The sequence below is a fragment of the Serratia sp. TSA_105.2 genome, from assembly GCF_052692115.1.
In genome coordinates, this window is sequence record NZ_JBQZFT010000005.1 from 199,973 (window position 1) to 226,052 (window position 26,080).

The 26,080-nt window shown below is 58.1% G+C and carries 21 protein-coding genes; all 21 read left to right on the top strand.

What is annotated here, in order from left to right:
* The first annotated feature begins 229 nt into the window (after positions 1-229).
* The 21 genes from rpsB to cadB all read left to right on the top strand — a co-directional run bounded on the left by rpsB (position 230) and on the right by cadB (position 26,052).
* Complete coding sequence (gene rpsB, locus ACUTSC_RS17435) at positions 230-955, top strand: 30S ribosomal protein S2 (RefSeq protein ID WP_016929891.1); 726 nt, start codon at positions 230-232, stop codon at positions 953-955.
* A gap of 129 nt (positions 956-1,084) precedes the next feature.
* Positions 1,085-1,936: a translation elongation factor Ts gene (tsf, locus tag ACUTSC_RS17440; protein WP_197768396.1), complete on the top strand. Its 852-nt coding sequence runs from the start codon at positions 1,085-1,087 to the stop codon at positions 1,934-1,936.
* Between the two features lie 148 nt (positions 1,937-2,084).
* A complete protein-coding gene (gene pyrH, locus ACUTSC_RS17445) occupies positions 2,085-2,810 on the top strand; it encodes a UMP kinase (protein ID WP_004931940.1) in 726 nt (241 codons plus the stop codon).
* A 119-nt stretch (positions 2,811-2,929) separates the two neighbouring features.
* Positions 2,930-3,487 carry a ribosome recycling factor gene (frr, locus tag ACUTSC_RS17450; protein ID WP_004931943.1) on the top strand — a complete coding sequence of 186 codons (558 nt, stop codon included), beginning with the start codon at positions 2,930-2,932 and terminating at the stop codon, positions 3,485-3,487.
* Between the two features lie 157 nt (positions 3,488-3,644).
* Positions 3,645-4,841 carry a 1-deoxy-D-xylulose-5-phosphate reductoisomerase gene (ispC, locus tag ACUTSC_RS17455; protein WP_197773465.1) on the top strand — a complete coding sequence of 399 codons (1,197 nt, stop codon included), beginning with the start codon at positions 3,645-3,647 and terminating at the stop codon, positions 4,839-4,841.
* A 276-nt stretch (positions 4,842-5,117) separates the two neighbouring features.
* Positions 5,118-5,876, top strand: coding sequence for a (2E,6E)-farnesyl-diphosphate-specific ditrans,polycis-undecaprenyl-diphosphate synthase (ispU, locus tag ACUTSC_RS17460; RefSeq protein WP_063990764.1), 759 nt, complete (start codon positions 5,118-5,120; stop codon positions 5,874-5,876).
* Between the two features lie 9 nt (positions 5,877-5,885).
* On the top strand, positions 5,886-6,728 hold the full coding sequence (gene cdsA, locus ACUTSC_RS17465; protein ID WP_063990765.1) for a phosphatidate cytidylyltransferase: 843 nt from the start codon (positions 5,886-5,888) through the stop codon (positions 6,726-6,728).
* Positions 6,729-6,755: 27 nt separating this feature from the next.
* Entirely contained in the window at positions 6,756-8,111 is a 1,356-nt protein-coding gene (rseP, locus tag ACUTSC_RS17470) for a sigma E protease regulator RseP (RefSeq protein WP_004931952.1), read from the top strand.
* A gap of 35 nt (positions 8,112-8,146) precedes the next feature.
* A complete protein-coding gene (gene bamA / locus ACUTSC_RS17475; protein WP_063990766.1) occupies positions 8,147-10,573 on the top strand; it encodes an outer membrane protein assembly factor BamA in 2,427 nt (808 codons plus the stop codon).
* A 156-nt stretch (positions 10,574-10,729) separates the two neighbouring features.
* Positions 10,730-11,227, top strand: coding sequence for a molecular chaperone Skp (skp, locus tag ACUTSC_RS17480; RefSeq protein ID WP_025304031.1), 498 nt, complete (start codon positions 10,730-10,732; stop codon positions 11,225-11,227).
* 3 nt (positions 11,228-11,230) lie between these two features.
* Positions 11,231-12,253 carry a UDP-3-O-(3-hydroxymyristoyl)glucosamine N-acyltransferase gene (gene lpxD / locus ACUTSC_RS17485; protein WP_445653478.1) on the top strand — a complete coding sequence of 341 codons (1,023 nt, stop codon included), beginning with the start codon at positions 11,231-11,233 and terminating at the stop codon, positions 12,251-12,253.
* A 160-nt stretch (positions 12,254-12,413) separates the two neighbouring features.
* Entirely contained in the window at positions 12,414-12,869 is a 456-nt protein-coding gene (fabZ, locus tag ACUTSC_RS17490) for a 3-hydroxyacyl-ACP dehydratase FabZ (protein ID WP_004931962.1), read from the top strand.
* 3 nt (positions 12,870-12,872) lie between these two features.
* Positions 12,873-13,661 (top strand): acyl-ACP--UDP-N-acetylglucosamine O-acyltransferase, encoded by a 789-nt coding sequence (gene lpxA / locus ACUTSC_RS17495; protein WP_004931964.1) that lies wholly within the window; start codon positions 12,873-12,875, stop codon positions 13,659-13,661.
* Between the two features lie 3 nt (positions 13,662-13,664).
* Positions 13,665-14,813 carry a lipid-A-disaccharide synthase gene (gene lpxB, locus ACUTSC_RS17500; protein ID WP_060441360.1) on the top strand — a complete coding sequence of 383 codons (1,149 nt, stop codon included), beginning with the start codon at positions 13,665-13,667 and terminating at the stop codon, positions 14,811-14,813.
* On the top strand, positions 14,810-15,403 hold the full coding sequence (rnhB, locus tag ACUTSC_RS17505; RefSeq protein WP_033654126.1) for a ribonuclease HII: 594 nt from the start codon (positions 14,810-14,812) through the stop codon (positions 15,401-15,403). Before lpxB ends, rnhB begins: the two co-directional genes overlap by 4 nt.
* An 82-nt stretch (positions 15,404-15,485) precedes the next feature.
* Positions 15,486-18,974 (top strand): DNA polymerase III subunit alpha, encoded by a 3,489-nt coding sequence (dnaE, locus tag ACUTSC_RS17510; RefSeq protein ID WP_019455764.1) that lies wholly within the window; start codon positions 15,486-15,488, stop codon positions 18,972-18,974.
* Between the two features lie 12 nt (positions 18,975-18,986).
* On the top strand, positions 18,987-19,946 hold the full coding sequence (gene accA, locus ACUTSC_RS17515) for an acetyl-CoA carboxylase carboxyl transferase subunit alpha (RefSeq protein WP_019455765.1): 960 nt from the start codon (positions 18,987-18,989) through the stop codon (positions 19,944-19,946).
* Positions 19,947-20,056: 110 nt separating this feature from the next.
* Positions 20,057-22,201, top strand: coding sequence for a lysine decarboxylase LdcC (locus ACUTSC_RS17520; RefSeq protein WP_197768392.1), 2,145 nt, complete (start codon positions 20,057-20,059; stop codon positions 22,199-22,201).
* A 105-nt stretch (positions 22,202-22,306) separates the two neighbouring features.
* Complete coding sequence (locus ACUTSC_RS17525; protein WP_197768391.1) at positions 22,307-22,696, top strand: VOC family protein; 390 nt, start codon at positions 22,307-22,309, stop codon at positions 22,694-22,696.
* A gap of 89 nt (positions 22,697-22,785) precedes the next feature.
* Positions 22,786-24,339 (top strand): lysine decarboxylation/transport transcriptional activator CadC, encoded by a 1,554-nt coding sequence (gene cadC / locus ACUTSC_RS17530; protein ID WP_197768390.1) that lies wholly within the window; start codon positions 22,786-22,788, stop codon positions 24,337-24,339.
* A gap of 369 nt (positions 24,340-24,708) precedes the next feature.
* A complete protein-coding gene (cadB, locus tag ACUTSC_RS17535) occupies positions 24,709-26,052 on the top strand; it encodes a cadaverine/lysine antiporter (RefSeq protein ID WP_033649814.1) in 1,344 nt (447 codons plus the stop codon).
* Positions 26,053-26,080 lie beyond the last annotated feature (28 nt).

The following is a 26,080-nucleotide window of genomic DNA, read 5'->3' on the forward strand; positions in this document are numbered from 1 at the left end:
TTGGTGTCGGCAGCGGGTTTATGGTATAAAGCGCGCCGGCGATCCGCGACTTGGTTCTTGTGACCTGGCAGGAATTGGCCGAAAATACTTTAACTGCACTCATTTTGTGTAAATAACACACACGTATCGGCACATCCGCCGGGGTGCCCTGAGGTGACTTGTCGCCGCCAGGGTCGGCGTTATGGGATACGTGGAGGCATAACCCCAATTAATCTATAGAGGTTTAATCATGGCAACTGTTTCCATGCGCGACATGCTCAAGGCTGGTGTTCACTTCGGTCACCAGACCCGTTACTGGAACCCGAAAATGAAGCCTTTCATCTTCGGCGCTCGTAACAAGGTTCACATCATCAACCTGGAGCAGACCGTACCAATGTTCAACGCCGCTCTGGCTGAACTGAGCAAGATCTCTTCCCGTAAAGGCAAGATCCTGTTCGTTGGTACCAAACGCGCAGCAAGCGAAGCGGTAAAAGACGCTGCGAACAGCTGTGACCAGTTCTTCGTGAACCACCGCTGGTTGGGTGGCATGCTGACTAACTGGAAAACCGTTCGTCAGTCCATCAAGCGTTTGAAAGATCTGGAAATCCAGTCTCAAGACGGCACCCTGGACAAGCTGACCAAGAAAGAAGCGCTGATGCGCACTCGTGAACTGGCCAAGCTGGAAAACTCCCTGGGCGGTATCAAAGATATGGGCGGTCTGCCAGACGCACTGTTCGTTATCGATGCCGATCACGAGCACATCGCGATCAAAGAAGCCAACAACCTGGGTATCCCGGTATTCTCTATCGTTGATACCAACTCCAACCCAGACGGCGTTGACTTCATCATCCCTGGTAACGACGACGCAATCCGTGCAGTAAACCTGTACCTGACTGCCGTTGCTGCCGCTGTGCGTGAAGGTCGTTCTCAAGATCTGGCCGTTCAGGCGGAAGAAGGCTTCGTAGAAGCTGAATAATAAGGCAAGCTCGTCACTGAGCCCTTATTAACCAGGTATTGACATATGTTGGTTAGGGGGGCCTGTAAAGGCCCCCTTTGCTTATCTGAATGAGAACTGTCTCCACGCGAGATAACCGAGGAAAAATAAATGGCTGATATTACCGCTGCCCTGGTAAAAGAACTGCGCGAGCGTACCGGCGCTGGCATGATGGATTGCAAGAAGGCGCTGGTTGAATCCAACGGCGACATCGAACTGGCAATCGAAAACATGCGTAAGTCCGGTGCGATCAAAGCCGCTAAAAAAGCAGGCAACGTAGCTGCTGACGGCGTGATCAAAACCAAGATCGAAGGCAACTACGGCATCATTCTGGAAGTTAACTGCCAGACTGACTTCGTAGCGAAAGACGCCGGTTTCCAGGCGTTCGCCGACAAAGTGCTGGATGCCGCTATGACCGGCAAAATCACTGACGTTGACGTGCTGAAAGCACAGTTCGAAGAAGAGCGCGTAGCGCTGGTGGCAAAAATCGGCGAAAACATCAACATTCGTCGCGTTGCTTCCCTGGAAGGCGAAGTGCTGGGCAGCTACCTGCACGGCGCGCGTATCGGCGTACTGGTTGCGGCTAAAGGCGCTGACGAAGAGCTGGTTAAGCAAATCGCAATGCACATTGCGGCGAGCAAGCCAGAGTTCGTGAAGCCAGAAGACGTGTCTGCTGAAGTGGTAGAAAAAGAGTACCAGGTTCAGCTGGACATCGCCATGCAGTCCGGCAAGCCGAAAGAAATCGCAGAGAAAATGGTTGAAGGCCGCATGAAGAAATTCACCGGCGAAGTGTCTCTGACCGGTCAGCCTTTCGTTATGGATCCGAGCAAATCCGTTGCTCAGGTGCTGAAAGAGCACAACGCTGACGTGACCAACTTCATTCGCTTCGAAGTGGGCGAAGGCATCGAGAAAGTCGAAACCGACTTCGCTGCTGAAGTTGCCGCGATGAGCAAACAGTCTTAATGACTGTCGATGGAACCGCCGTCTGGCGGTTCCATACTATCCAGCCAGAATTACACCGGTGGCAGGCCCTGCAGCGTGATTCTCACCTCAGGCGCGTTTCATCGGCTGAAATCCCCAATACTAATACTGCTTCTTAGGACAGAACACCATGGCAACCAATGCAAAACCCGTATATCAGCGTATTCTGCTTAAACTGAGTGGCGAAGCCCTGCAAGGTGCAGAAGGTTTTGGTATCGACGCCAGCGTTTTGGATCGCATGGCTCAGGAAGTGAAAGAGCTGGTCGAACTGGGAATTCAGGTCGGTGTAGTTATTGGCGGCGGGAACCTGTTCCGCGGCGCGGGCCTGGCGCAAGCCGGCATGAACCGCGTAGTGGGCGACCACATGGGAATGCTGGCTACCGTGATGAACGGCCTGGCTATGCGTGATGCACTGCACCGTGCCTATGTGAACGCCCGCCTGATGTCGGCGATCCCGCTGAACGGCGTATGTGACAATTACAGTTGGGCAGAGGCTATCAGCCTGCTTCGCAACAACCGCGTGGTGATCTTCTCCGCCGGTACCGGCAACCCGTTCTTCACCACCGATTCCGCCGCTTGCCTGCGCGGTATCGAGATCGAAGCGGACGTGGTGCTGAAAGCCACCAAAGTGGATGGCGTATACTCCGCCGATCCGGTGAAAAACCCGGATGCGACGCTGTATGAACAATTAACCTATCAGGACGTGCTGGAGCGCGAGCTGAAAGTGATGGATCTGGCTGCGTTTACGCTGGCCCGCGATCACGGCTTGCCGATCCGCGTGTTCAACATGAACAAGCCTGGCGCGCTGCGCCGTGTGGTGATGGGTGAGAACGAAGGTACGCTGATCAGCAAATAAGGCTGTTCACACCCCTTTTTCGGCGCGCGTGACGCCAGGCGCCGCGCGCTCTCCGAGTACGATTACGGGCTATACTTGAGTATCGCCTGCCAAGTAACCAGCTTCCAAGGGTTTGCAACGTGACTAATGAAATCAGAAAAGATGCTGATTCACGCATGGAAAAAAGCGTAGAAGCATTCAAAAACCAAATCAGCAAGATCCGCACCGGCCGCGCTTCTCCAAGCATTCTGGACGGCATCATGGTGGAATACTACGGTGCCGCTACGCCGCTGCGTCAGCTGGCCAACGTGACCGTGGAAGACTCCCGCACGCTGAAAATCAACGTGTTCGACCGCAGCCTGAGCCAGGCCGTTGAGAAAGCGATCATGAGCTCCGATCTGGGCCTCAACCCGTCTTCCGCCGGTTCTGATATTCGCGTTCCGCTGCCTCCGCTGACCGAAGAACGTCGTAAGGATCTGATCAAGATCGTGCGCGGCGAAGCCGAGCAGGGCCGCGTAGCGGTGCGTAACGTGCGTCGCGACGCCAACGACAAGGTCAAGGCGCTGCTGAAAGACAAAGAGATCAGCGAAGACGAAGAACGTCGTTCACAAGACGAGATTCAGAAAATGACCGACGCTTACATCAAGCTGGTCGACGCCGCGCTGGCGGAGAAAGAAAAAGAGCTGATGGATTTCTAATCAGCATCGCGCAGAAAAAAAGCGTCGCCTGGGCGGCGCTTTGTTTTTTGTGGCGCAGATCCCGTTTCATCGTACTGAAAGATCATGGACAAGCGGTGTCCAAGGTTCCACACTGGAACACCTCCGATCTCATCAGACAGTTATTCAGAGTGAACTCATGAAGCAACTGACCATTCTTGGCTCGACCGGCTCGGTAGGGACCAGCACCCTGGCCGTGGTCAGGGCGAATCCCGACCGTTTTGCGATCAAAGCGCTGGTGGCCGGCCGTAACGTCGCGGTCATGGCGCAGCAATGCATGGAATTCCGGCCCGCCTTCGCCGCGATGGCGGATGAAAGCGCCGCGCGTGAGCTGCGCGCTTTTCTGGCGGAAAACGGCGTCGCTACCGAAGTCTTGGCCGGAGAACAAGCGGCCTGCGAGCTGGCCGCTTTGGACGATGTCGATCAGGTGACGGCGGCGATCGTCGGCGCTGCGGGGCTGTTGCCGACGCTGGCGGCGATCCGCGCAGGCAAGCAGGTACTGCTGGCCAACAAAGAGTCGCTGGTCACCTGCGGCCGTCTGTTTATGGATGCGGTGCGGCATAGCCAGGCGCAGTTGCTGCCGCTCGACAGCGAGCACAACGCGATTTTTCAGAGTTTGCCTGAGAGTATTCAGCGTCAGTTGGGATACTCTTCCCTGGACAGTCATGGTGTTTCGCGCATCGTGCTTACCGGCTCCGGCGGCCCGTTCCGCACCACGCCGCTGGAGCAGTTCGCCGCGATGACCCCGGATCAAGCCTGCGCCCACCCGAACTGGTCGATGGGCCGCAAGATCTCGGTGGACTCCGCCACCATGATGAACAAAGGTCTGGAATACATTGAGGCCCGCTGGCTGTTTAACGCCTCGGCCGAGCAAATGGAAGTGATCCTGCATCCGCAGTCGGTGATTCACTCGATGGTGCGTTACGCCGACGGCAGCGTGCTGGCGCAACTGGGTACGCCGGATATGCGCACGCCGATCGCTCACGCGATGGCGTATCCGCAGCGCGTGAACTCCGGCGTCGAAGCGCTGGACTTCTGCCGCATCGGTTCGTTGACCTTCGCCGAACCGGAGCGCGAGCGTTATCCTTGCCTGTATCTGGCGATCGAAGCGTTCGATGCCGGCCAGGCTGCGACCACTGCGCTGAACGCGGCCAACGAAATCGCCGTGGCGGCATTTTTGCAGCAGCAGATTCGCTTCACCGACATCGCGGCGGTCAACCGCCAGGTGGTGGAGTGTCTAGCGCTGCAGGAACCGACCTGCATCGAAGCGGTCTTAGACATTGACCGCCAGGCGCGCGCCGCCGCCGAGGAGCGCGTTCGCGCGCTGCGCGGTTGAGCACGGCGATTATCCGATTTTGCTCGTAATTCACGCGTGCCGCAGCGGGGCCGTTTGTTCATGCCCCGCTGAGGTGGTATAGTCTGCGCCACCTGTCAGCGGTTATACCGTTGAATTATGGCCCGATTGGCGCCTTGTGCGTCAATGGCGACCCGGCTGCGCCGGTATCGTGAGGGCAGGCTGAAAGCCGTGTCGGGCACACGGCTTTTTTTGCGCGTAAGGGCCTGATGTTCCGGAAAGGCAGTTATATTTCTATTGAGGAAATAAGTACGAGTTATGTCGTCCGCAAACCAACAAGAGGCTAATCCATCTTCCCCGGGGCCGCGTCATGTCGCCATCATCATGGATGGTAATGGACGCTGGGCCAAACGTCAGGGCAAGTTACGTGTCTTCGGTCATAAAGCAGGGGTGAAATCGGTTCGCCGCGCGGTCAGTTTTGCCGCCAGCCACCATTTAGATGCGCTCACGCTTTATGCCTTCAGCAGCGAAAACTGGAACCGTCCGGTGCAGGAAGTCTCCGCCCTGATGGAGCTTTTTGTCCGTGCTCTGGATAGTGAAGTAAAAAGCCTGCATAAACATAACGTCAGGCTGCGAGTGATCGGCGATATCAGCCGCTTCAGCGCGCGTTTGCAGGAGCGGATCCGCCGCTCTGAAGCACTGACGGAAAATAACGATGGCCTGACGCTCAATATCGCTGCCAACTACGGTGGCCGTTGGGATATCATTCAGGGAGTAAAGGAACTGGCCGAACAGGTACGGGTAGGGGAGTTGCACCCGGATCAGATCAGCGAGGAATTATTGAGCGAGCGGGTTTGCATGAGCGACCTGGCGCCGGTGGATCTGGTTATCCGCACCGGTGGTGAGCATCGCATCAGTAACTTCCTGCTGTGGCAAATCGCCTATGCTGAACTTTACTTTACTGATGTGCTCTGGCCTGATTTCGATGAACTTGTCTTTGAAGGTGCGCTGAATGCATTTGCACAACGTGAGCGCCGCTTCGGGGGAACAACACCTATCGGCGCCGATGCGTCCTAGGGAGAACTTTTGCTGAAGTATCGCCTCATAACTGCTCTGATTCTAATCCCGATCGTTATCGCGGCGCTGTTCCTGTTGCCGCCGCTGGCCTTTGCTCTGGTAACGCTCGTCGTGTGCATGTTAGCAGCCTGGGAGTGGGGCCAACTGGCCGGTTTTACCTCCCGTTCGCAGCGCATCTGGCTGGCGATACTGTGCGGTTTTCTGCTGGCGCTGATGATGCTCAGCGTCCCCGCTTACCATCAATCCGTGCCGCAGATAAGCGGCTCGCTGTGGCTGTCGCTGGCCTGGTGGCTGGCGGCGCTGCTGCTGGTGTTGTTCTATCCCGGCTCGGCCGCCATCTGGCGCAATTCGCGCCCGCTGCGCCTGCTGTTCGGCCTGCTGACCATCGTGCCGTTCTTCTGGGGCATGCTGGCGCTGCGCCAGTTCGGCTACGAGCAAAACCCGTTTACCGGCGCCTGGTGGCTGCTGTACGTGATGCTGCTGGTGTGGGGCGCGGATTCCGGCGCCTACATGTTCGGCAAACTGTTCGGCAAGCATAAGCTGGCACCGAAGGTCTCGCCGGGTAAAACCTGGGAAGGGCTGATTGGCGGGCTGCTGACGTCGGCGGTCATTTCCTGGCTGTTCGGCCGCTACGCGCCACTTAACGTGGTGCCGACCACGCTGTTGGCCTGTTCTGTGCTCGCCGCGCTGGCTTCGGTGCTGGGCGATTTGACCGAAAGCATGTTCAAACGCGAAGCGGGCATCAAGGACAGCGGTCATTTGATCCCCGGTCACGGCGGCATATTGGATCGTATCGACAGCCTGACTGCGGCGGTGCCGGTGTTTGCCTGCCTGATGCTGTTGGTGTTTTAATCCGTCGATGACGGAAAGTGAGGGATGATGGTCAGCGTGCTTTGGAACCTGGTGGCGTTTCTGATTGCGCTCGGTATTTTGATTACCGTGCACGAGTTCGGACACTTTTGGGTTGCCCGTCGTTGCGGCGTGCGCGTTGAACGCTTCTCCATCGGCTTTGGCCGGGCGCTGTGGCGCCGTACCGATCGCCAGGGCACCGAGTACGTCATCGCTTTGATTCCGCTCGGCGGCTACGTGAAGATGCTGGACGAGCGCGTGGAGTCGGTGGCGCCGGAAATGCGCCATCAGGCCTTCAACAACAAAACCGTCTGGCAGCGCGCGGCCATCATCAGCGCCGGCCCCATCGCCAACTTCCTGTTTGCTATCCTTGCCTATTGGCTGGTGTTCATCATCGGCGTGCCGAGTTTCCGCCCGGTTATCGGCGAAATCGCGCCGCAATCCATCGCCGCCAAGGCCGAAATTTCGTCTGGCATGGAACTAAAGTCGGTTGACGGCATCGAAACGCCTGATTGGGAATCAGTTCGTCTGGCGCTGGTGGCGAAGATTGGCGATGCGCAAACCGAAGTCGGCGTCGCGCCGTTCGGTTCTTCGCAGGTGGTGACAAAAACCCTGGATTTGCGCCAGTGGAACTTTGAACCGGACAAGCAGGATCCCGTTGTCGCGCTGGGCATTATGCCGCGCGGCCCGCAGATAGAATCCGTGTTGGCGGAAGTGCAGCCTAACTCGGCGGCGCAAAAGGCGGGTTTACAAGCGGGGGACAGGATCGTTAAAGTCGATGGTCAGCCGTTGGGTCGTTGGCAGACGCTGGTGAAGCGTATCCACGATGGCCCGGGGCAGCCGCTGGCTTTGGAGATTGAAAGAAACGGCGCCCCCTTGTCTTTGACGCTGATACCGGATACAAAGCCGGTGGGAAAAGACAAATCGGTGGGTTTTGCAGGCATCATTCCAAAAGTGCTGCCGCTGCCGGACGAGTATAAGACGATTCGCCAGTATGGACCGTTCCCGGCGCTGTATCAGGCCGGCGACAAGACCTGGCAGCTGATGCGGCTGACGGTCAACATGCTGGGCAAATTAATAACCGGTGATGTTAAGCTGAACAACCTGAGTGGCCCGATATCGATTGCACAGGGAGCTGGGGCGTCAGCCGGAGTCGGGTTCGTGTATTATCTGATGTTCCTGGCGTTGATTAGCGTCAACCTGGGTATCATCAACCTGTTCCCATTACCGGTGTTAGATGGTGGGCATCTCCTCTTCCTGGCGATAGAAAAGCTGAAGGGTGGGCCGGTTTCCGAGCGAGTACAGGACTACAGCTACCGCATAGGTTCTATCGTGCTGGTGTTGTTGATGGGTCTTGCACTTTTCAATGATTTTTCCCGCCTCTAGGGGCGGGGATAGGTTAGGAAGAACGCATAACAACGATGGCGATGAAAAAGTTGCTCATAGCGTCGCTGCTGTTTGGCAGCGCCACCGTATACGGTGCAGACGGGTTCGTAGTGAAAGATATTCATTTCGAAGGCCTGCAGCGAGTCGCCGTCGGTGCGGCGTTACTCAACATGCCGGTTCGCGTCGGCGATACCGTCACTGACGATGACATCAGTAATACCATTCGTGCCTTGTTTGCCACCGGCAACTTCGAGGACGTGCGCGTACTGCGTGATGGTAATACCTTGATCGTGCAGGTGAAGGAACGTCCTACCATCGCCAGCATCACTTTCTCCGGCAACAAGTCGGTGAAAGATGACATGCTCAAGCAGAACCTGGAAGCCTCCGGCGTCCGGGTGGGCGAGGCGCTCGACCGCACCACGATCTCCAGCATTGAAAAAGGGCTGGAAGACTTCTACTACAGCGTCGGTAAATACAGCGCGTCGGTGAAAGCCGTAGTCACGCCGTTGCCGCGCAACCGTGTCGACCTGAAACTGGTGTTCACGGAAGGGGTCTCCGCCAAGATTCAACAAATCAACATCGTCGGCAACCATGCCTTCACCAACGACGAACTGATCTCACGCTTCCAACTGCGTGACGAAGTGCCGTGGTGGAACCTGGTCGGCGATCGCAAATACCAGAAGCAGAAACTGGCGGGCGATCTCGAAACCCTGCGCAGCTTCTATCTGGATCGCGGCTATGCCCGCTTCAATATCGATTCTACCCAGGTGAGCCTGACGCCGGATAAAAAAGGCATCTACATCACCATCAACATCACCGAAGGCGATCAGTATAAGCTTTCCGATGTTGTCGTGAACGGCAACCTGGCCGGCCACTCGGCGGAAGTCGCTCAGATCACCAAAATCGAACCGGGCGAGCTGTACAACGGCAGCAAGGTGACCAAAATGGAAGACAACATCAAAACGATGTTGGGCCGTTATGGTTACGCCTACCCGCGCGTCGGCACTCAGCCTGAGATCAACGACGCGGATAAAACCGTCAAGCTGCACGTCAACGTTGACGCGGGCAACCGCTTCTACGTGCGTCGCATCAAGTTCGAAGGCAACGACACCAGCAAGGATTCCGTACTGCGTCGCGAAATGCGCCAGATGGAAGGCGCCTGGCTCGGTAACGAGCAGGTCGAGCAGGGCAAAGAGCGTCTGAACCGTCTGGGCTACTTCGAAACGGTTGACGTGGAAACCCAGCGTGTGCCGGGCACCGCCGATCAGGTCGATGTGACCTACAAGGTGAAAGAGCGCAACACCGGTACCTTCAACTTCGGCGTCGGTTACGGCACCGAGAGCGGCGTCAGCTTCCAGGCGGGCGTGCAGCAGGATAACTGGTTGGGTACCGGCTACTCGGTCGGCATCAGCGGCACCAAGAACGACTACCAGACCTATACCGAACTGTCTGTCACCAACCCGTACTTCACCGTTGACGGTGTGAGTCTGGGCGGCCGCATCTTCTACAACGACTTTAAGGCGGATGACGCGGATCTGTCGGACTATACCAACAAGAGTTACGGTATTGACGGCACGCTGGGCTTCCCGATCAACGAAAACAACTCGTTGCGTACCGGCCTGGGCTACGTCCACAACGGCCTGTCGAACATGCAACCGCAGATCGCGATGTGGCGTTACCTCGACTCGATGGGCGTGGATGCGAACAAGACCGACCGCGCCAGCTACTCGACGGACGACTTTACGTTGAACCTGGGTTGGACCTACAACAACCTGGACCGCGGCTACTTCCCGACGTCGGGTAACCGTACCACGTTGAACGGCAAGGTCACCATTCCGGGCTCGGACAACGAATACTACAAGGTGACGCTGGACAGCGTACAATATGTGCCGATCAACGACGATCGCACCTGGGTGCTGTTGGGCCGTGGCCGTCTGGGTTACGCGGATGGATTGGGCGGCAAGGAAATGCCGTTCTACGAGAACTTCTACGCCGGTGGTTCGAGCACCGTGCGCGGCTTCCAGTCCAACACCATTGGTCCGAAGGCGGTGTACTACAACTCCAACTCGTACCAGTGTCAGTTCAACGCCGGCAGCACGACCGATCGTCAGAGCATCTGTAGCTCGGATGATGCGGTGGGCGGTAACGCCATGGCGGTCGCCAGCCTGGAGCTGATCACCCCGACGCCGTTTATCAGCGAGAAATACGCCAACTCGGTGCGGACGTCGCTGTTCATCGATGCCGGTACCGTGTGGGATACCAAGTGGAAGAATACCAACGAAACGCTGATGTACGGTGTGCCGGACTACAGCAAGGCCAGTAATATTCGTTCTTCCGCCGGTATCGCGCTGCAGTGGATGTCGCCGCTGGGTCCGTTGGTGTTCTCTTACGCCAACCCGATCAAGAAATACGAAGGCGACAAGTCCGAACAGTTCCAGTTTAACATCGGTAAGACCTGGTAACGGGTCTCGCCTCTGGGCATAAAAGTTATTAAGAATCGCAATGGCCAGGCGACCGCCGGCAGAGGGAGATGATTCTCATTGTTTGGTGGGATAAGTCTGGCAAATTGTGTACTTCAGTGTCATATGACACAAATGGGTGATGGTAAGGAGTTTATAGTGAAAAAGTGGTTGTGTGCCGCAGGCCTCGGTTTAGCAATGGCTGCTTCAGCAGGTGTTCAGGCAGCAGATAAGATCGCTGTCGTTAACGTCTCCAGCATTTTCCAACAGCTGCCGGCCCGCGAAACGGTCGCTAAACAGCTGGAAAACGAGTTTAAAGGCCGTGCAAGCGAACTCCAGAACATGGAACGTAGCCTGCAGACCAAAATGCAACGTCTGCAGCGTGACGGCGCTACCATGAAAGCCAGCGATCGCAGCAAGTTGGAAAAAGACGTGATGGCGCAGCGCGAGCAGTTCTCTCAGAAAGCCCAGGCTTTCGAGCAGGACAACCGTCGTCGCCAGATGGAAGAGCGTAACAAGATCCTGAGCCGCATTCAGGACGCGGTGAAATCTGTCGCCAGCAAAGGCGGTTATGACGTGGTGATCGACGCCAACGCCGTTGCCTATGCAGACTCTTCCAAAGATATCACTGCTGACGTGCTGAAACAGGTTAAATAACACATGCTTTCAATTCGACTGGCTGATTTAGCGCAGCAGTTGGATGCACAATTGCACGGTGATGGCGATCTCGTCATCACCGGCATTGCTTCTATGCATTCGGCACAGCCTGGCCAAATCACGTTTTTGTCAAACAGCCGCTATCAAGAGCAGCTGTCTTCCTGCCGGGCAAGCGCCGTGGTGCTTACCGAAGCGGATTTACCACACTGCCGTGCTGCGGCGCTGGTGGTTAAAAACCCTTACCTGACCTATGCGCGCATGGCGCAGTTGATGGACACCACGCCGTCGCCGGCCCAGGATATCGCGCCAAGCGCGGTGATCTCGCCTGAAGCGCAGCTGGGGCAGTGCGTCGCCATTGGGGCGAACGCGGTGATCGAGTCGGGTGCGGTGCTGGGCGATAACGTGGTTATCGGCCCGGGTTGCTTCATCGGCAAACACGCACGCATCGGCGCGGGAACGCGTCTGTGGGCGAACGTCACGATTTATCATGCGGTTGAAATCGGCCAGCGCTGCCTGATCCAGTCCGGCACCGTGATCGGCGCGGACGGTTTCGGCTATGCCAATGAGCGCGGCGAGTGGATCAAAATCCCTCAATTGGGCACGGTGATTATCGGCGATCGCGTCGAAATCGGCGCCTGCACCACCATTGACCGCGGCGCTTTGGATAACACCCAAATCGGGAATGGTGTTATCATCGACAACCAATGCCAGATTGCGCATAACGTCGTGATTGGCGACAATACCGCCGTCGCCGGCGGCGTGATCATGGCCGGCAGCCTGAAAATCGGCCGCTACTGCCAGATTGGCGGTGCCAGCGTGATCAACGGTCACATGGAAATTGCCGACAAGGTTGTTGTTACCGGAATGGGAATGGTTATGCGACCAATCACCGAACCTGGGGTATACTCTTCGGGCATTCCGTTGCAGCCTAACAAGGTTTGGCGTAAAACCGCTGCGTTGGTGATGAATATCGATGAGATCAGCAAACGCTTGAAAGCTGTCGAACGTAAAGTCGGAAAAGACTAATCATTGCCGCCCGCCCTGGCGGGTACAAAACGAAACGCGTTGGTCGTGAGACCAAAAGCGCAAAGAGATGTTAATTTGCGGCCTGCATGATGATCTCCTTTTGGGGTCAGCGCAGGCCGTGTTGTTGATGCCATCAGTTTTTAGAGACAGGAAGAGTATTTTGACTACTGACACTCATACTCTGGATATTGCAGAAATTTTGGATCTGCTTCCTCACCGTTACCCGTTCTTGCTGGTCGACCGCGTCCTCGAGTTTGAAGAGCACAAATATCTGCGTGCGGTGAAGAACGTATCGGTGAACGAACCGTTTTTCCAGGGCCACTTCCCTGGCAAACCGATTTTCCCAGGCGTATTGATCCTGGAAGCCATGGCGCAGGCCACCGGTATCCTGGCGTTTAAAAGCGTCGGCAAACTGGAGCCGGGCGAGCTGTATTACTTCGCCGGTATCGACGAAGCACGCTTCAAGCGCCCTGTGGTGCCAGGCGATCAGATGGTCATGGAAGTCACCTTCGAGAAAACTCGCCGCGGCCTGACTCGCTTCAAAGGCGTGGCGACCGTTGACGGTAAAATTGTCTGCGAAGCAACCATGATGTGTGCCCGCAGCCGGGAGGCTTAATCCGTGATTGACCAAACCGCCTTTATCCATCCTAGCGCGATAGTCGAAGAAGGCGCCGTGATCGGCGCCAACGTGCATATCGGCCCTTTCTGCTACGTCGGTTCCCAGGTGGAAATCGGCGCCGGCACGGTGCTGAAATCCCACGTGGTGGTGAACGGCATTACCAAGATTGGCTGCGATAACCAGATTTATCAGTTCGCCTCCATCGGTGAAGTGAACCAGGATCTGAAATACGCGGGCGAACCGACGCGCGTTGAAGTGGGCGATCGCAATCGCATCCGCGAGAGCGTCACCATCCACCGCGGTACCGCGCAGGGCACCGGCCTGACCAAAGTGGGCAACGACAACCTGCTGATGGTTAACGTGCACGTCGCCCACGACTGCGTGGTCGGCAACGCTTGCGTGCTGGCCAACAACGCCACGCTGGCGGGGCATGTGGAAATCGACGATCACGCCATCATCGGCGGCATGACGGCGATCCACCAGTTCTGCATTATCGGTGCGCATGTGATGGTAGGCGGTTGTTCCGGTGTCGCTCAGGACGTGCCTCCATTCGTCATCGCTCAGGGCAACCACGCGACGCCGTTTGGCGTCAATGCGGTCGGCCTGAAGCGACGCGGTTTCGACAAGGATGAAATGCAGGCGATCCGCAACGCCTACAAAATCCTGTATCGCAGTGAAAAAACGCTGGATGAAGCGAAGGCGGAAATCGAAGCCCTGGCCAAAGAGCAGCCGGTGGTGCAGCAGTACCTCGATTTCTTCACCCGTTCCACCCGCGGCATCATTCGCTGAGTTATGTCGAATCGTCCATTGACTATCGGATTGGTCGCCGGAGAAACCTCCGGTGACATTCTCGGCGCCGGTTTGATCCGCGCGCTCAAGGCGCAGATCCCCGACGCGCGTTTCGTTGGCGTCGCCGGCCCGCTGATGCAGGCCGAAGGCTGCGAAGCCTGGTACGAAATGGAAGAGCTGGCGGTCATGGGCGTGGTGGAAGTGCTCGAGCGTTTGCCACGCCTGCTGAAGATCCGTAAGGATCTCACTCGCCGCTTCGGCGAGCTGCGGCCGGACGTGTTTGTCGGCATCGATGCCCCGGACTTCAACATCACGCTGGAAGGCCGCCTCAAGCAGCGCGGCATCCGCACCATTCACTACGTCAGCCCTTCCGTGTGGGCCTGGCGGCAAAAGCGCGTTTTCAAAATTGGCAAAGCCACCGATCTGGTGCTGGCCTTTCTCCCTTTCGAAAAAGCGTTTTACGATCGCTTCAACGTGCCTTGCCGGTTTATCGGCCACACCATGGCGGACGCCATGCCGTTACAGCCCGATCGGCTGGCGGCGCGCGCCCAGCTTGGCATCGATCCGCAGGCGCGCTGTCTGGCCTTGCTGCCGGGCAGCCGCGGCGCCGAAGTCGAGATGCTTAGCGCCGACTTCCTCAAAACAGCGCAGCTGCTGCGCACGCGTTATCCTGAGCTTGAAGTGGTGGTGCCGCTGGTTAACGCCAAACGGCGCGAGCAGTTTGAGCGCATCAAGGCGGAAGTGGCGCCGGACCTGACCGTACACCTGCTGAACGGCCAGGGGCGCGAGGCGATGATTGCCAGCGACGCGGCGCTGCTGGCGTCCGGCACGGCGGCGCTGGAGTGCATGTTGGCCAAGTGCCCGATGGTGGTGGGCTATCGCATGAAACCGTTCACTTTCTGGCTGGCGCAGAGGCTGGTGAAAACGCCTTACGTTTCGCTGCCGAATCTGCTGGCGGGGCGCGAGATCGTCACCGAGCTGCTGCAGCATGACTGCGTGCCGGACAAACTGGCCGCCGCCGTGATGCCGCTGCTGGAAGAGAGCCCGCAAACTGAAGCGCTGAAACAGACTTTCCTTACCTTGCACCAAAGCATCCGTTGCGGTGCGGACGAACAGGCCGCTCAGGCTGTGTTGGAGCTGGCGAAAGCATGATTGAACCCTTTATCTATCCCGCTGCCACGCTGATTGCCGGTGTGGACGAAGTGGGCCGCGGCCCGTTGGTTGGCGCGGTGGTTACCGCCGCCGTGATCCTCGATCCGGCGCAGCCGATCGTCGGGCTGGCGGACTCCAAGAAACTCAGTGAAAAACGCCGCCTGGCGTTGTATGACGAAATCGTCGCCAAGGCTCTCTCCTGGAGCCTGGGGCGCGCCGAGCCGGCGGAAATCGACCAGCTGAACATTTTGCACGCCACCATGCTGGCGATGCAGCGCGCGGTGGCCGGGTTGCATATCGCGCCGGACATGGTTTTAATCGACGGTAACCGTTGCCCGAAGCTGCCGATGCGTTCGCAGGCGGTGGTGAAGGGCGACAGCCGCGTGGCGGAGATCAGCGCGGCCTCCATTCTGGCAAAGGTCACGCGCGATCGTGAAATGGCCGAGCTGGACAGCGAGTTCCCGGACTACGGTTTCGCGCAGCATAAAGGCTACCCGACCGCCCTCCACCTGGAGCGGCTGGCCGCGCTGGGTGCCACCGAGCATCACCGCCGCAGCTTCGCGCCGGTGAAAAGGGCGCTGGCGCTGTAGTCTGCGGGCCTGGTTGACCAGGCTCGACGATAGCATTAACCCGGGCTCAGCCTGCTGAGCCCCTTCAATCAGGTATCTGGAGATGGCCGAACCTCGTTTTATTCACCTGCGCGTCCACAGTGACTACTCCATGATTGATGGATTGGCCAAGACGGCGCCGCTGGTGAAAAGAGCCGCCGCGTTAGCCATGCCTGCTCTGGCAATCACCGATTTCACCAACCTGTGCGGGCTGGTGAAGTTCTACGGCAGCGCGCACGGCGCTGGGATCAAACCGATCATCGGCGCGGATTTTCATGTGCAAAGCGAAGAGCTGGGCGACGAGCTGGCTCAGCTGACGGTGCTGGCCAGCAACAACGAAGGCTACCAGAACCTGACGCTGCTGATTTCCCGCGCCTATCAGCGTGGCTACGGGGCCGCCGGCCCGACCATCGATCGCGACTGGCTGATTGAACATCGTGAAGGGCTGATTCTGCTCTCCGGCGCGCGTCAGGGCGACGTCGGCAAGTTTCTGCTGCGCGGCAACCAGGCGCAGGTGGATCAGTGTCTGGACTTCTACCAGCAGCACTTCCCGGACTGTTACTACCTGGAACTGATCCGCACCGGCCGCCCGGACGAAGAGAACTACCTGCATGCGGCGGTGGCGCTGGCCACCGAGCGCGGTTTGCCGGTGGTAGCCACCAACGACGTACGTTTCCTGGTGGAAGACGACTTCGACGCCCATGAGATTCGCGTCGCCATCCACGACGGCTTTACGCTGGACGATCCCAAGCGGCCGCGCAACTACAGCCCGCAGCAATACATGCGCAGCGAAGACGAGATGTGCGAGCTGTTCGCCGACATCCCCGAAGCGCTGCTGAACAGCGTCGAGATCGCCAAGCGCTGCAACGTCACCATTCGCCTCGGCGAATACTTCCTGCCGCAGTTCCCGACCGGCGACATGAGCACCGAGGACTTCCTGGTACTCAAATCGAAAGAGGGGCTGGAAGAGCGTCTCGAGTTCCTGTTCCCCGATCCTGAAGTGCGCGCGCAGCGCCGCCCGGAATACGACGAGCGTCTGGACGTCGAGCTGAAGGTGATCAACCAGATGGGGTTCCCCGGCTACTTCCTGATCGTGATGGAGTTTATTCAGTGGTCGAAGGACAACAACGTGCCGGTGGGCCCGGGACGCGGCTCCGGTGCCGGTTCGCTGGTGGCCTATGCGTTGAAAATCACCGACCTCGATCCGTTGGAATTCGACCTGCTGTTCGAACGCTTCCTGAACCCGGAACGTGTCTCGATGCCCGACTTCGACGTCGACTTCTGCATGGAGAAGCGCGACCAGGTAATTGAGCACGTGGCGGAGATGTACGGCCGCGAAGCGGTATCGCAGATCATCACCTTCGGTACCATGGCGGCGAAAGCGGTTATCCGCGACGTGGGCCGCGTGCTGGGGCATCCGTACGGCTTCGTTGATCGCATCTCCAAGCTGGTGCCGCCGGATCCGGGCATGACGCTGGAAAAAGCCTTCGCCGCCGAACCGCAGCTGCCGGAAATTTACGAGGCCGACGAAGAGGTCAAGGCGCTGATCGACATGGCGCGCAAGCTGGAAGGGGTGACGCGTAACGCCGGTAAACACGCCGGGGGCGTGGTGATCGCGCCGACCAAAATCACCGACTTCGCACCGCTGTACTGCGACGCCGAAGGGCACCATCCGGTGACCCAGTTCGACAAGAACGATGTGGAATACGCCGGGCTGGTGAAGTTCGACTTCCTCGGTCTGCGTACCCTGACTATCATCGACTGGGCGCTGGAGATGATCAACGCCCGGCGCGCCAAGACCGGGCTGGAACCGATCGATATCGCCGCCATTCCGCTCGACGACAAGAAAAGCTTCGACATGCTGCAGCGCTCGGAAACCACGGCGGTGTTCCAGCTTGAATCGCGCGGCATGAAAGACCTGATCAAACGTCTGAAGCCCGACTGCTTCGAAGACATGATCGCACTGGTGGCGCTGTTCCGCCCGGGGCCGCTGCAGTCGGGCATGGTGGATAACTTCATCGACCGCAAGCACGGCCGCGAAGAGATCTCCTACCCGGATATCCAGTGGCAGCACGAGTCGCTCAAGCCGGTGCTGGAACCGACCTACGGCATCATCCTGTATCAGGAACAGGTGATGCAGATTGCCCAGGTGTTGGCCGGCTATACCCTGGGCGGCGCGGACATGCTGCGCCGTGCGATGGGTAAAAAGAACCCGGTCGAAATGGCCAAGCAGCGCGGCGGCTTTGAAGACGGCGCAAAATCACGCGGCATCGACGGCGAACTGTCGGTGAAAATCTTCGACCTGGTAGAGAAGTTCGCCGGTTACGGCTTTAACAAATCGCACTCCGCCGCCTATGCGCTGGTGTCGTATCAGACGCTGTGGCTGAAGGCGCACTATCCGGCCGAGTTTATGGCGGCGGTGATGACCGCCGATATGGACAACACCGACAAAGTGGTGGGGCTGGTGGACGAATGCTGGCGCATGGGGCTGAAGATCCTGCCGCCGGACATCAACAGCGGTCTGTATCACTTCCACGTCAACGACGACGGCGAGATCGTTTACGGCATCGGCGCCATCAAGGGCGTGGGCGAAGGGCCGATCGAAGCCATTATCGAGGCGCGCAACAGCGGCGAACAGGGGTACTTCAAAGACCTGTTCGATCTCTGCGCGCGCTCCGACATCAAGAAACTGAACCGCCGCATTCTGGAAAAACTGATCATGTCCGGCGCGTTCGATCGCCTCGGGCCGCACCGCGCCGCGCTGATGAATTCGCTCGGCGACGCGTTGAAAGCGGCGGATCAGCATGCGAAAGCCGAAGCTATCGGCCAGGTAGATATGTTCGGCGTGCTGGCGGAGGCGCCGGAGCAGGTGGAGCAGTCCTACGCCAATATCGCCCCCTGGCCGGAGCAGGTGGTGCTGGACGGTGAACGGGAGACGCTGGGGCTGTACCTGACCGGCCACCCGATCACCCAGTACCTGAAGGAAATCGAACGTTACGCCGGTGGCCAGCGTTTGAAAGACATGCACCCGACGGATCGGGGCAAAATGACCACCGCCGTCGGGCTGGTGGTCGCCGCGCGGGTGATGGTGACCAAGCGCGGCAACCGCATCGGTATCTGTACATTGGATGACCGTTCGGGCCGCCTGGAAGTGATGTTATTCACCGAAGCGTTAGAAAAATACCAGCATTTGTTGGAAAAAGACCGTATCCTTATCGCCAGTGGACAGGTCAGCTTTGATGACTTTAGCGGCGGGCTTAAAATGATGGCCCGCGAGGTAATGGACATCAGTGAAGCCCGGGAAAAATACGCTCGCGGGCTTGCTATCTCGCTGACTGACAGGCAAATTGATGACCAGCTTTTGAACCGTCTCCGTCAGTCGTTGGAACCCCATCGATCGGGGACGATTCCAGTGCATCTCTACTATCAACGGGAAGATGCACGAGCCAAGCTGCGTTTTGGCGCAACCTGGCGCGTGACGCCCACCGACCGCTTGTTGATCGACTTGCGGACGTTGGTAGGCAATGAGCAGGTGGACTTGGAATTTGACTAAAATAGGAATGCTATGAGTCTGAATTTTCTTGATTTTGAACAGCCGATTGCAGAGCTGGAAGCGAAAATTGACTCGCTGACTGCAGTCAGCCGTCAAGACGAAAAATTAGATATTAATCTGGACGAAGAGGTTCAGCGCCTGCGTGAAAAGAGCGTTGAGCTGACGCGCAAGATTTTTGCCGATCTTGGGGCTTGGCAGATTGCCCAATTGGCACGCCACCCGCGCCGTCCTTATACCCTGGATTATATCAAACACATCTTTACCGACTTCGAAGAGTTGGCGGGCGATCGCGCTTACGCCGACGACAAAGCGATCGTCGGCGGTATTGCTCGCCTGGATGGCCGCCCGGTGATGATCATCGGGCACCAGAAAGGCCGTGAAACCAAAGAGAAGATCCGCCGCAACTTCGGCATGCCGGCGCCGGAAGGTTACCGTAAGGCGCTGCGCCTGATGGAAATGGCCGCCCGCTTCAAGATGCCGCTCATCACCTTTATCGACACCCCGGGCGCGTATCCGGGCGTGGGTGCGGAAGAGCGCGGCCAGTCCGAAGCCATCGCGCGCAACCTGCGTGAGATGTCGCGTCTGAATATCCCGGTCATCTGCACCGTCATCGGCGAAGGCGGCTCCGGCGGCGCGCTGGCGATCGGCGTAGGCGATAAGGTGAACATGCTGCAGTACAGCACCTACTCGGTGATTTCGCCGGAAGGCTGTGCCTCCATCCTGTGGAAGAGCGCCGACAAGGCACCGCTGGCCGCAGAAGCGATGGGCATCACCGCGCCACGCCTGAAAGAGCTGAAGCTGATCGACTCGGTGATCCCGGAGCCGCTCGGTTCCGCGCACCGCGACGTGCCGGCGATGGCCGCCGCGCTGAAAGCGCAGCTGCTGGCCGATCTGAAAGATCTGGACGGTCTGAACGACGAAGAGTTGCTCAACCGTCGCTACCAGCGTCTGATGAACTACGGCTACTGCTGAGTTCTGCGCTCGCAGCAAGAAACCGCCTCCGGGCGGTTTTTTTTTGGCTACACACCGCCGGATTTTCGTGGTGTTATAGAGACTTGGCCGTTAACTGACAGGAGCTGCCGATGAATATCATCGCCATCATGGGCCCGACGGGCGTCTACTACAAAGATGAGCCGATCCGCGAGCTCCACGCTGCGCTGGCCACCATGGGATTCCAGCTGGTGTACCCCAAAAACAGCGGTGATCTGCTGAAGCTGGTCGAAGCCAATGCCCGCATCTGCGGAGTGATCTTCGACTGGGACGACTACAGCCTGGAGCTGTGCAGCGAGATCAACGAGCTGAACGAATACCTGCCGCTGTACGCCTTTATCAATACCCACTCCACCTTCGACGTCAGCCTGCATGAAATGCGCATGGTGCTCTATTTCTTCGAGTATGGCCTGAATGCGGCGGACGATATCGCGCAGCGCATCCAGCAATACACTGCGGAATACATCGACACCATTACGCCGCCGCTGACCAAGGCGCTGTTCAACTATGTGCGTGAAGGGAAGTACACCTTCTGCACGCCGGGCCACATGGCCGGCACCGCGTTTCAAAAAAGCCCGGTGGGCTGTCTGTTTTACGATTTCTTCGGCGCCAATACCCTGAAGGCCGACATCTCGATCTCGGTTACCGAGCTCGGTTCGCTGCTGGATCACACCGGGCCGCACCTGGAGGCCGAAGAGTATATCGCGCGCACCTTCAACGCCGAGCAGAGCTATCTGGTCACCAACGGCACCTCCACCGCCAACAAGATCGTCGGCATGTATTCGGCGCCGGCCGGCAGCACGGTGCTGATAGACCGCAACTGCCACAAATCGCTGTGTCACCTGCTGATGATGAGCGATATCGTGCCGATCTATCTGCGCCCGCTGCGCAACGCCTACGGCATCCTCGGCGGCATTCCGCAGCGCGAGTTTACCCGCGAAAGCATCGCCGCCCGGGTGCAGGAGACTGAGAACGCCACCTGGCCGGTGCACGCGGTGATCACCAATTCCACCTATGACGGCCTGCTGTACAACACCGACTACATCAAGCATACGCTGGAGGTGCCATCGATCCACTTCGACTCCGCCTGGGTGCCTTACACCAACTTCCATCCGATTTATGACGGCAAAAGCGGCATGAGCGGCGAGCGGGTGCCCGGTAAGGTTTTCTACGAAACCCAGTCGACGCACAAGCTGCTGGCGGCCTTCTCGCAGGCTTCGATGATTCATATCAAAGGCGATTACGACGAGAGCACCTTCAACGAAGCCTACATGATGCACACCACCACCTCGCCGCACTATGGCATCGTGGCATCGATGGAGACCGCCGCAGCCATGCTGCGCGGCAACCCGGGGCGCCGCTTGATCAACCGTTCGGTGGAGCGTGCGCTGCATTTTCGCCGTGAAGTGCAGCGGCTGCGCGAGGAGAGCGACAGTTGGTTCTTCGACATTTGGCAGCCGGAAGAGATCGATGAGGCGCAATGCTGGCCATTGGATCCGGACGACAACTGGCACGGTTTCGGCCAGACCGATCGCGATCACATGTACCTCGATCCGATCAAGGTAACGATCCTGACGCCGGGCATGAACGAGCTGGGCACGCTGGAGGAGGAGGGGATCCCGGCGGCGCTGGTGGCGAAGTACCTCGACGAGCGCGGCATCGTGGTGGAGAAGACCGGGCCGTACAATCTGCTGTTCCTGTTCAGCATCGGCATCGACAAAACCAAGGCGATGAGCCTGCTGCGCGGCCTGACCGACTTCAAGCGCGCCTACGATCTCAACCTGCGGGTGAAGAACATGCTGCCGGATCTGTACGCCGAGGATCCGGATTTCTATCGCAACATGCGCATTCAGGATCTGGCCGCCGGCATTCATCGCCTGATCTGCCAACACGATCTGCCGCGCCTGATGCAGCGGGCGTTCGACGTGCTGCCGGAAATGAAGCTGACGCCGCACCAGATGTTCCAGGAGCAGGTGCGTGGCAACGTGGAAACCTGCGAGCTGGATCAGCTGGTGGGCAAGGTGGCGGCCAATATGATCCTGCCGTATCCGCCGGGCGTACCGCTGGTGATGCCGGGGGAAATGATCACCGAAGAGAGCCGTGCGGTGCTCGATTTTCTGCTGATGCTGTGTTCGATCGGCGAGCGCTATCCCGGTTTTGAAACCGACATCCACGGCGCCAAGCTGACGGAAGAGGGGTGCTATCTGGTGAAGGTGTTGAAAGCCCCACTGCCATAATGCATAACACGCCCGGCGGTTTGGAAAGATATGCCGGGCGTTCTCATTGACGTCATCGCCGCCGCCGGATACCTTGCCTCATCAGACCGAACAGGAGCGGCCGCCATGCTGGCGTTACGTCAGGTACACCATATCGCGATCATTGGCGCGGACTACGCCGCCAGTAAGCATTTTTACTGCGATATTCTCGGATTTACCCTGCTGAGCGAAGTCTACCGCGAGGAGTGCGGCTCCTGGAAAGCGGATCTGGCGCTCAACGGGCAATACACTATCGAGCTATTTTCTTTCCCTTCGCCGCCGGCCCGCGTCAGCCGCCCGGAGGCCTGCGGCCTGCGCCATCTGGCGTTCAGCGTCGACGACATCGAACAGGCCATCGCCCATCTGCAGGCGGCTGGCGTCGCCTGCGAACCGGTACGCGTCGATCCTTACACCCAATCCCGTTTTACCTTTTTCAGCGATCCCGATGATTTACCGTTAGAATTATACGAGAGTTAACGGCTTAATCGCCTCCCGGCGGCCACAGCCGGGGGCGGTTATGCTATGATCGCGCCCTTGCCCTACATGCCTACAGAGTTATTTCCGCCATGCAAGAGCCTGCTTTTCGCGTCGGGGAGTGGCTGGTTACCCCTGCCGACAACACCATCAGCCGCGACGGACGCCAAAAAACGCTGGAACCGCGCCTGATCGACATGCTGTGCTATTTCGCCCGCCATCCCGACGTGGTGCTGAGCCGCGACGAGCTGATCGACAACGTCTGGAAGCGCAATATCGTCACCAACCACGTAGTGACCCAATGCATTTCAGAGCTGCGCAAATACCTGAAAGACGGCGACAGCGACAGCCCTGAATACATTATCACCGTGCCCAAGCGCGGGTATAAGCTGGCGACGTCGGTGATCTGGTGTGAAGAGGGGGAGACGCAACCCGCTCCTGCACAGGCGCCGCAGATCGCGGTGATCATGCATGAGCCGGAAGACGGTAGCGAGGAAGACGAGACGCCGTATGTGCCGCCGCGCCGGGCAAGCGCACTGCCTGCCGCGCCCGGCGAAAAGAAGCCGCGTTTTTATCGTCGCTCGACCTTCTGGGTGTGGCTGGCGTTTCTGGCGGCGCTCAGCGTCTGCGTGGCGTTTGTCGGCATCGCCACGCTGTCGCAGCGCGTGCCGGTATCCACCATGCCGGTGCTGCTCAACCCGCGCGATATCGATATTCGCATCCAGGGCGGCGAGAGCTGCAGCAACTGGATGCCGCAGCTCTCTTATGTGGTGGGCGTCAGCGAGCTGATCACCGATTCGCTGAACACCTACTCGACCTTCCTGGTGCACGACCAGACCAACTACAACTATTCCGGCCCCAGCAACTCGGGCAAGTCACTGTATATCGAGTTCGTCAATCAGCGCCACTACCGCGCCCAGCAGTGTTTCCTATCCGTGCGGCTGGTGGATAACGCCGACAGCTCAGTCATGCTCGACAAGCGTTACTTTATTACCGCCGATAACCAGCTGAAGATCCAGACCGACTTCCTCTCCAGCCTGTCCGCTGCGCTGAAGCAGCCTTGGCCGCCACAGCTGGAACAGCGTCTGGCTCAGCTGCTGCCCGACAACGGGCCGTTGCTGCAGCGTTTCTACCAGGCGCATCAGTTGCTGATCCACGGCGACGCCGATTCGTTGACCCGCGCCAGCGCCCAGCTGAGCGAGCTGATTAAAAGCGCGCCGAATTTCCACTACCTGCTGGCGGAAAAGGCGCTGGTGGACCTGCTGCGTAATTCTTATCAACCGTTCGACAGCCAGGCCCTGGCGCAATTGCGCGCCGATATCAGCCATCTGGCGACGATCCCCGAATTGAAAAATACGCCAATCATGCAGCAAGTTCTGGCGGTAGATGCATTGACGCAGGGGCGCATTGACGAGGCGCACCGGGCGATCGATCTGGGGATTGAATTGCAAATGTCGTGGCTGAATTATGTGCTGCTGGGCAAGGTGTATGAAATGCAGGGGCAGAACCATTTGGCGGCGGATTCTTATATTACCGCATTCAATCTTCGCCCCGGCGAAGACACATTGCATTGGATCACCAACGGCGTATTCCAGACGTCATTGACCAACGTGGTGCCTTATTTAAATAACTATCAGCGCCAATAATTAACCGATATCACGCCGCCATTATTCTCCGGGAATCATGGCGGCGTTATTTATTGGTGAAGGCATGTTGCGTGAATGTATTATTTTGCTGCGCGATATTATTTATTTTCTGCCGTTTGTTATGCGTCATTAACCTTGTCATATTGTTGTTTTTAAATGATGTTTATCTTTTCTTTAGCTTGCCTTTTTATCTTGATGTGTTAATGAAAAACCTCAGGTTATCATTTGTATGATCATGAGCGTAATCTCACTTTATCTTTAGGACTTTATTCCCTCCGATGGTTAGCATCCTGACTATCAAGCCGGCTCATTAAAATCTTTTATTTATGGGTGTGGCTTATAAGAAACGTAAATCAGGAGAAACTGACCATGGCTTCACCCAAGAAAATAGGGCTTATTGCCTGCACCGGCGTCGTCGCCGGTAATATGATGGGGAGCGGGATTGCCTTATTGCCCGCCAACCTGGCGAGTCTCGGATCTATCGCCATCTGGGGATGGGTGATCTCGATTATCGGGGCGATGTCGCTGGCCTATGTGTATGCCCGCCTCGCCACCAAAAACCCGCAGCAGGGCGGCCCTATCGCCTACGCGGGTGAAATTTCCCCGGCCTTCGGTTTCCAGACCGGCGTGCTTTATTACCATGCCAACTGGATCGGTAACCTGGCCATCGGCATTACCGCCGTTTCTTATCTTTCCACCTTCTTCCCGGCGCTGAACAACCCGGTACCTGCCGGCATCGCCTGTATCGCCATCGTGTGGATCTTCACCTTCGTGAACATGCTGGGCGGAACCTGGGTCAGCCGTTTGACCACCCTGGGCCTGGTGCTGGTGCTGATCCCGGTGATCGTGACTGCCACCGTCGGCTGGCACTGGTTTGACGCCGCCACCTATCAGGCTAACTGGAATACCTCCGGCACCACCGACAGCCATGCGGTCATCAAAAGTATCCTGCTGTGCCTGTGGGCGTTTATCGGCGTGGAATCCGCGGCGGTCAGCACCGGCATGGTGAAAAACCCGAAACGCACCGTGCCGCTGGCAACCATGCTCGGTACCGGCCTGGCTGGCATTATCTACATCGCCGCCACTCAGGTGATCAGCGGTATGTTCCCGGCGTCTGAAATGGCCGCCAGCGGCGCGCCGTTCGCCATCAGCGCCTCGGCGATTATGGGCAACTGGGCCGCACCGATGGTTTCCGCCTTCACCGCCTTCGCCTGCCTGACATCACTGGGTTCGTGGATGATGCTGGTTGGCCAGGCCGGGGTACGTGCCGCCAACGACGGCAACTTCCCGAAAGTGTACGGCGAGCTGGATAAAAACGGTATTCCGAAGAAAGGCCTGCTGCTGGCCGGTTGCAAAATGACCGCGCTGATGGTGCTGATCACCCTGATGAGCTCCGCCGGCGGCAAAGCGTCCGACCTGTTCGGCGAGCTGACCGGCATCGCGGTGCTGCTGACCATGCTGCCTTACTTCTACTCCTGCGTAGACCTGATCCGCTTCGAAGGGGTCAACGTGCGCAACCTGCTGAGCCTGATCGCTTCGGTGTGCGGCTGCGGCTTCTGCTTCATCGCGCTGATGGGCGCCAACTCATTCGAACTGTCCGGCACCTTTATCATCAGCCTGATTATCCTGATGTTCTACGCCCGGAAAATGAATACCCGCCAGGCTGCCAACGCAGCGGCGGTCGATGAAAACACCACGGCCAAAGCGCACTGATTCGCGTCCGCTGACCGACTGAATTTAC

Coding starts and splice junctions, on each gene's coding strand:
- rpsB (WP_016929891.1), top strand. CDS start 230: ATGGCAACTGTTTCCATGCGCGACATGCTCAAGGCTGGTGTTCACTTC.
- tsf (WP_197768396.1), top strand. CDS start 1,085: ATGGCTGATATTACCGCTGCCCTGGTAAAAGAACTGCGCGAGCGTACC.
- pyrH (WP_004931940.1), top strand. CDS start 2,085: ATGGCAACCAATGCAAAACCCGTATATCAGCGTATTCTGCTTAAACTG.
- ispC (WP_197773465.1), top strand. CDS start 3,645: ATGAAGCAACTGACCATTCTTGGCTCGACCGGCTCGGTAGGGACCAGC.
- ispU (WP_063990764.1), top strand. CDS start 5,118: ATGTCGTCCGCAAACCAACAAGAGGCTAATCCATCTTCCCCGGGGCCG.
- rseP (WP_004931952.1), top strand. CDS start 6,756: ATGGTCAGCGTGCTTTGGAACCTGGTGGCGTTTCTGATTGCGCTCGGT.
- bamA (WP_063990766.1), top strand. CDS start 8,147: ATGGCGATGAAAAAGTTGCTCATAGCGTCGCTGCTGTTTGGCAGCGCC.
- lpxD (WP_445653478.1), top strand. CDS start 11,231: ATGCTTTCAATTCGACTGGCTGATTTAGCGCAGCAGTTGGATGCACAA.
- lpxB (WP_060441360.1), top strand. CDS start 13,665: ATGTCGAATCGTCCATTGACTATCGGATTGGTCGCCGGAGAAACCTCC.
- rnhB (WP_033654126.1), top strand. CDS start 14,810: ATGATTGAACCCTTTATCTATCCCGCTGCCACGCTGATTGCCGGTGTG.
- dnaE (WP_019455764.1), top strand. CDS start 15,486: ATGGCCGAACCTCGTTTTATTCACCTGCGCGTCCACAGTGACTACTCC.
- accA (WP_019455765.1), top strand. CDS start 18,987: ATGAGTCTGAATTTTCTTGATTTTGAACAGCCGATTGCAGAGCTGGAA.
- ACUTSC_RS17520 (WP_197768392.1), top strand. CDS start 20,057: ATGAATATCATCGCCATCATGGGCCCGACGGGCGTCTACTACAAAGAT.
- ACUTSC_RS17525 (WP_197768391.1), top strand. CDS start 22,307: ATGCTGGCGTTACGTCAGGTACACCATATCGCGATCATTGGCGCGGAC.
- cadC (WP_197768390.1), top strand. CDS start 22,786: ATGCAAGAGCCTGCTTTTCGCGTCGGGGAGTGGCTGGTTACCCCTGCC.
- cadB (WP_033649814.1), top strand. CDS start 24,709: ATGGCTTCACCCAAGAAAATAGGGCTTATTGCCTGCACCGGCGTCGTC.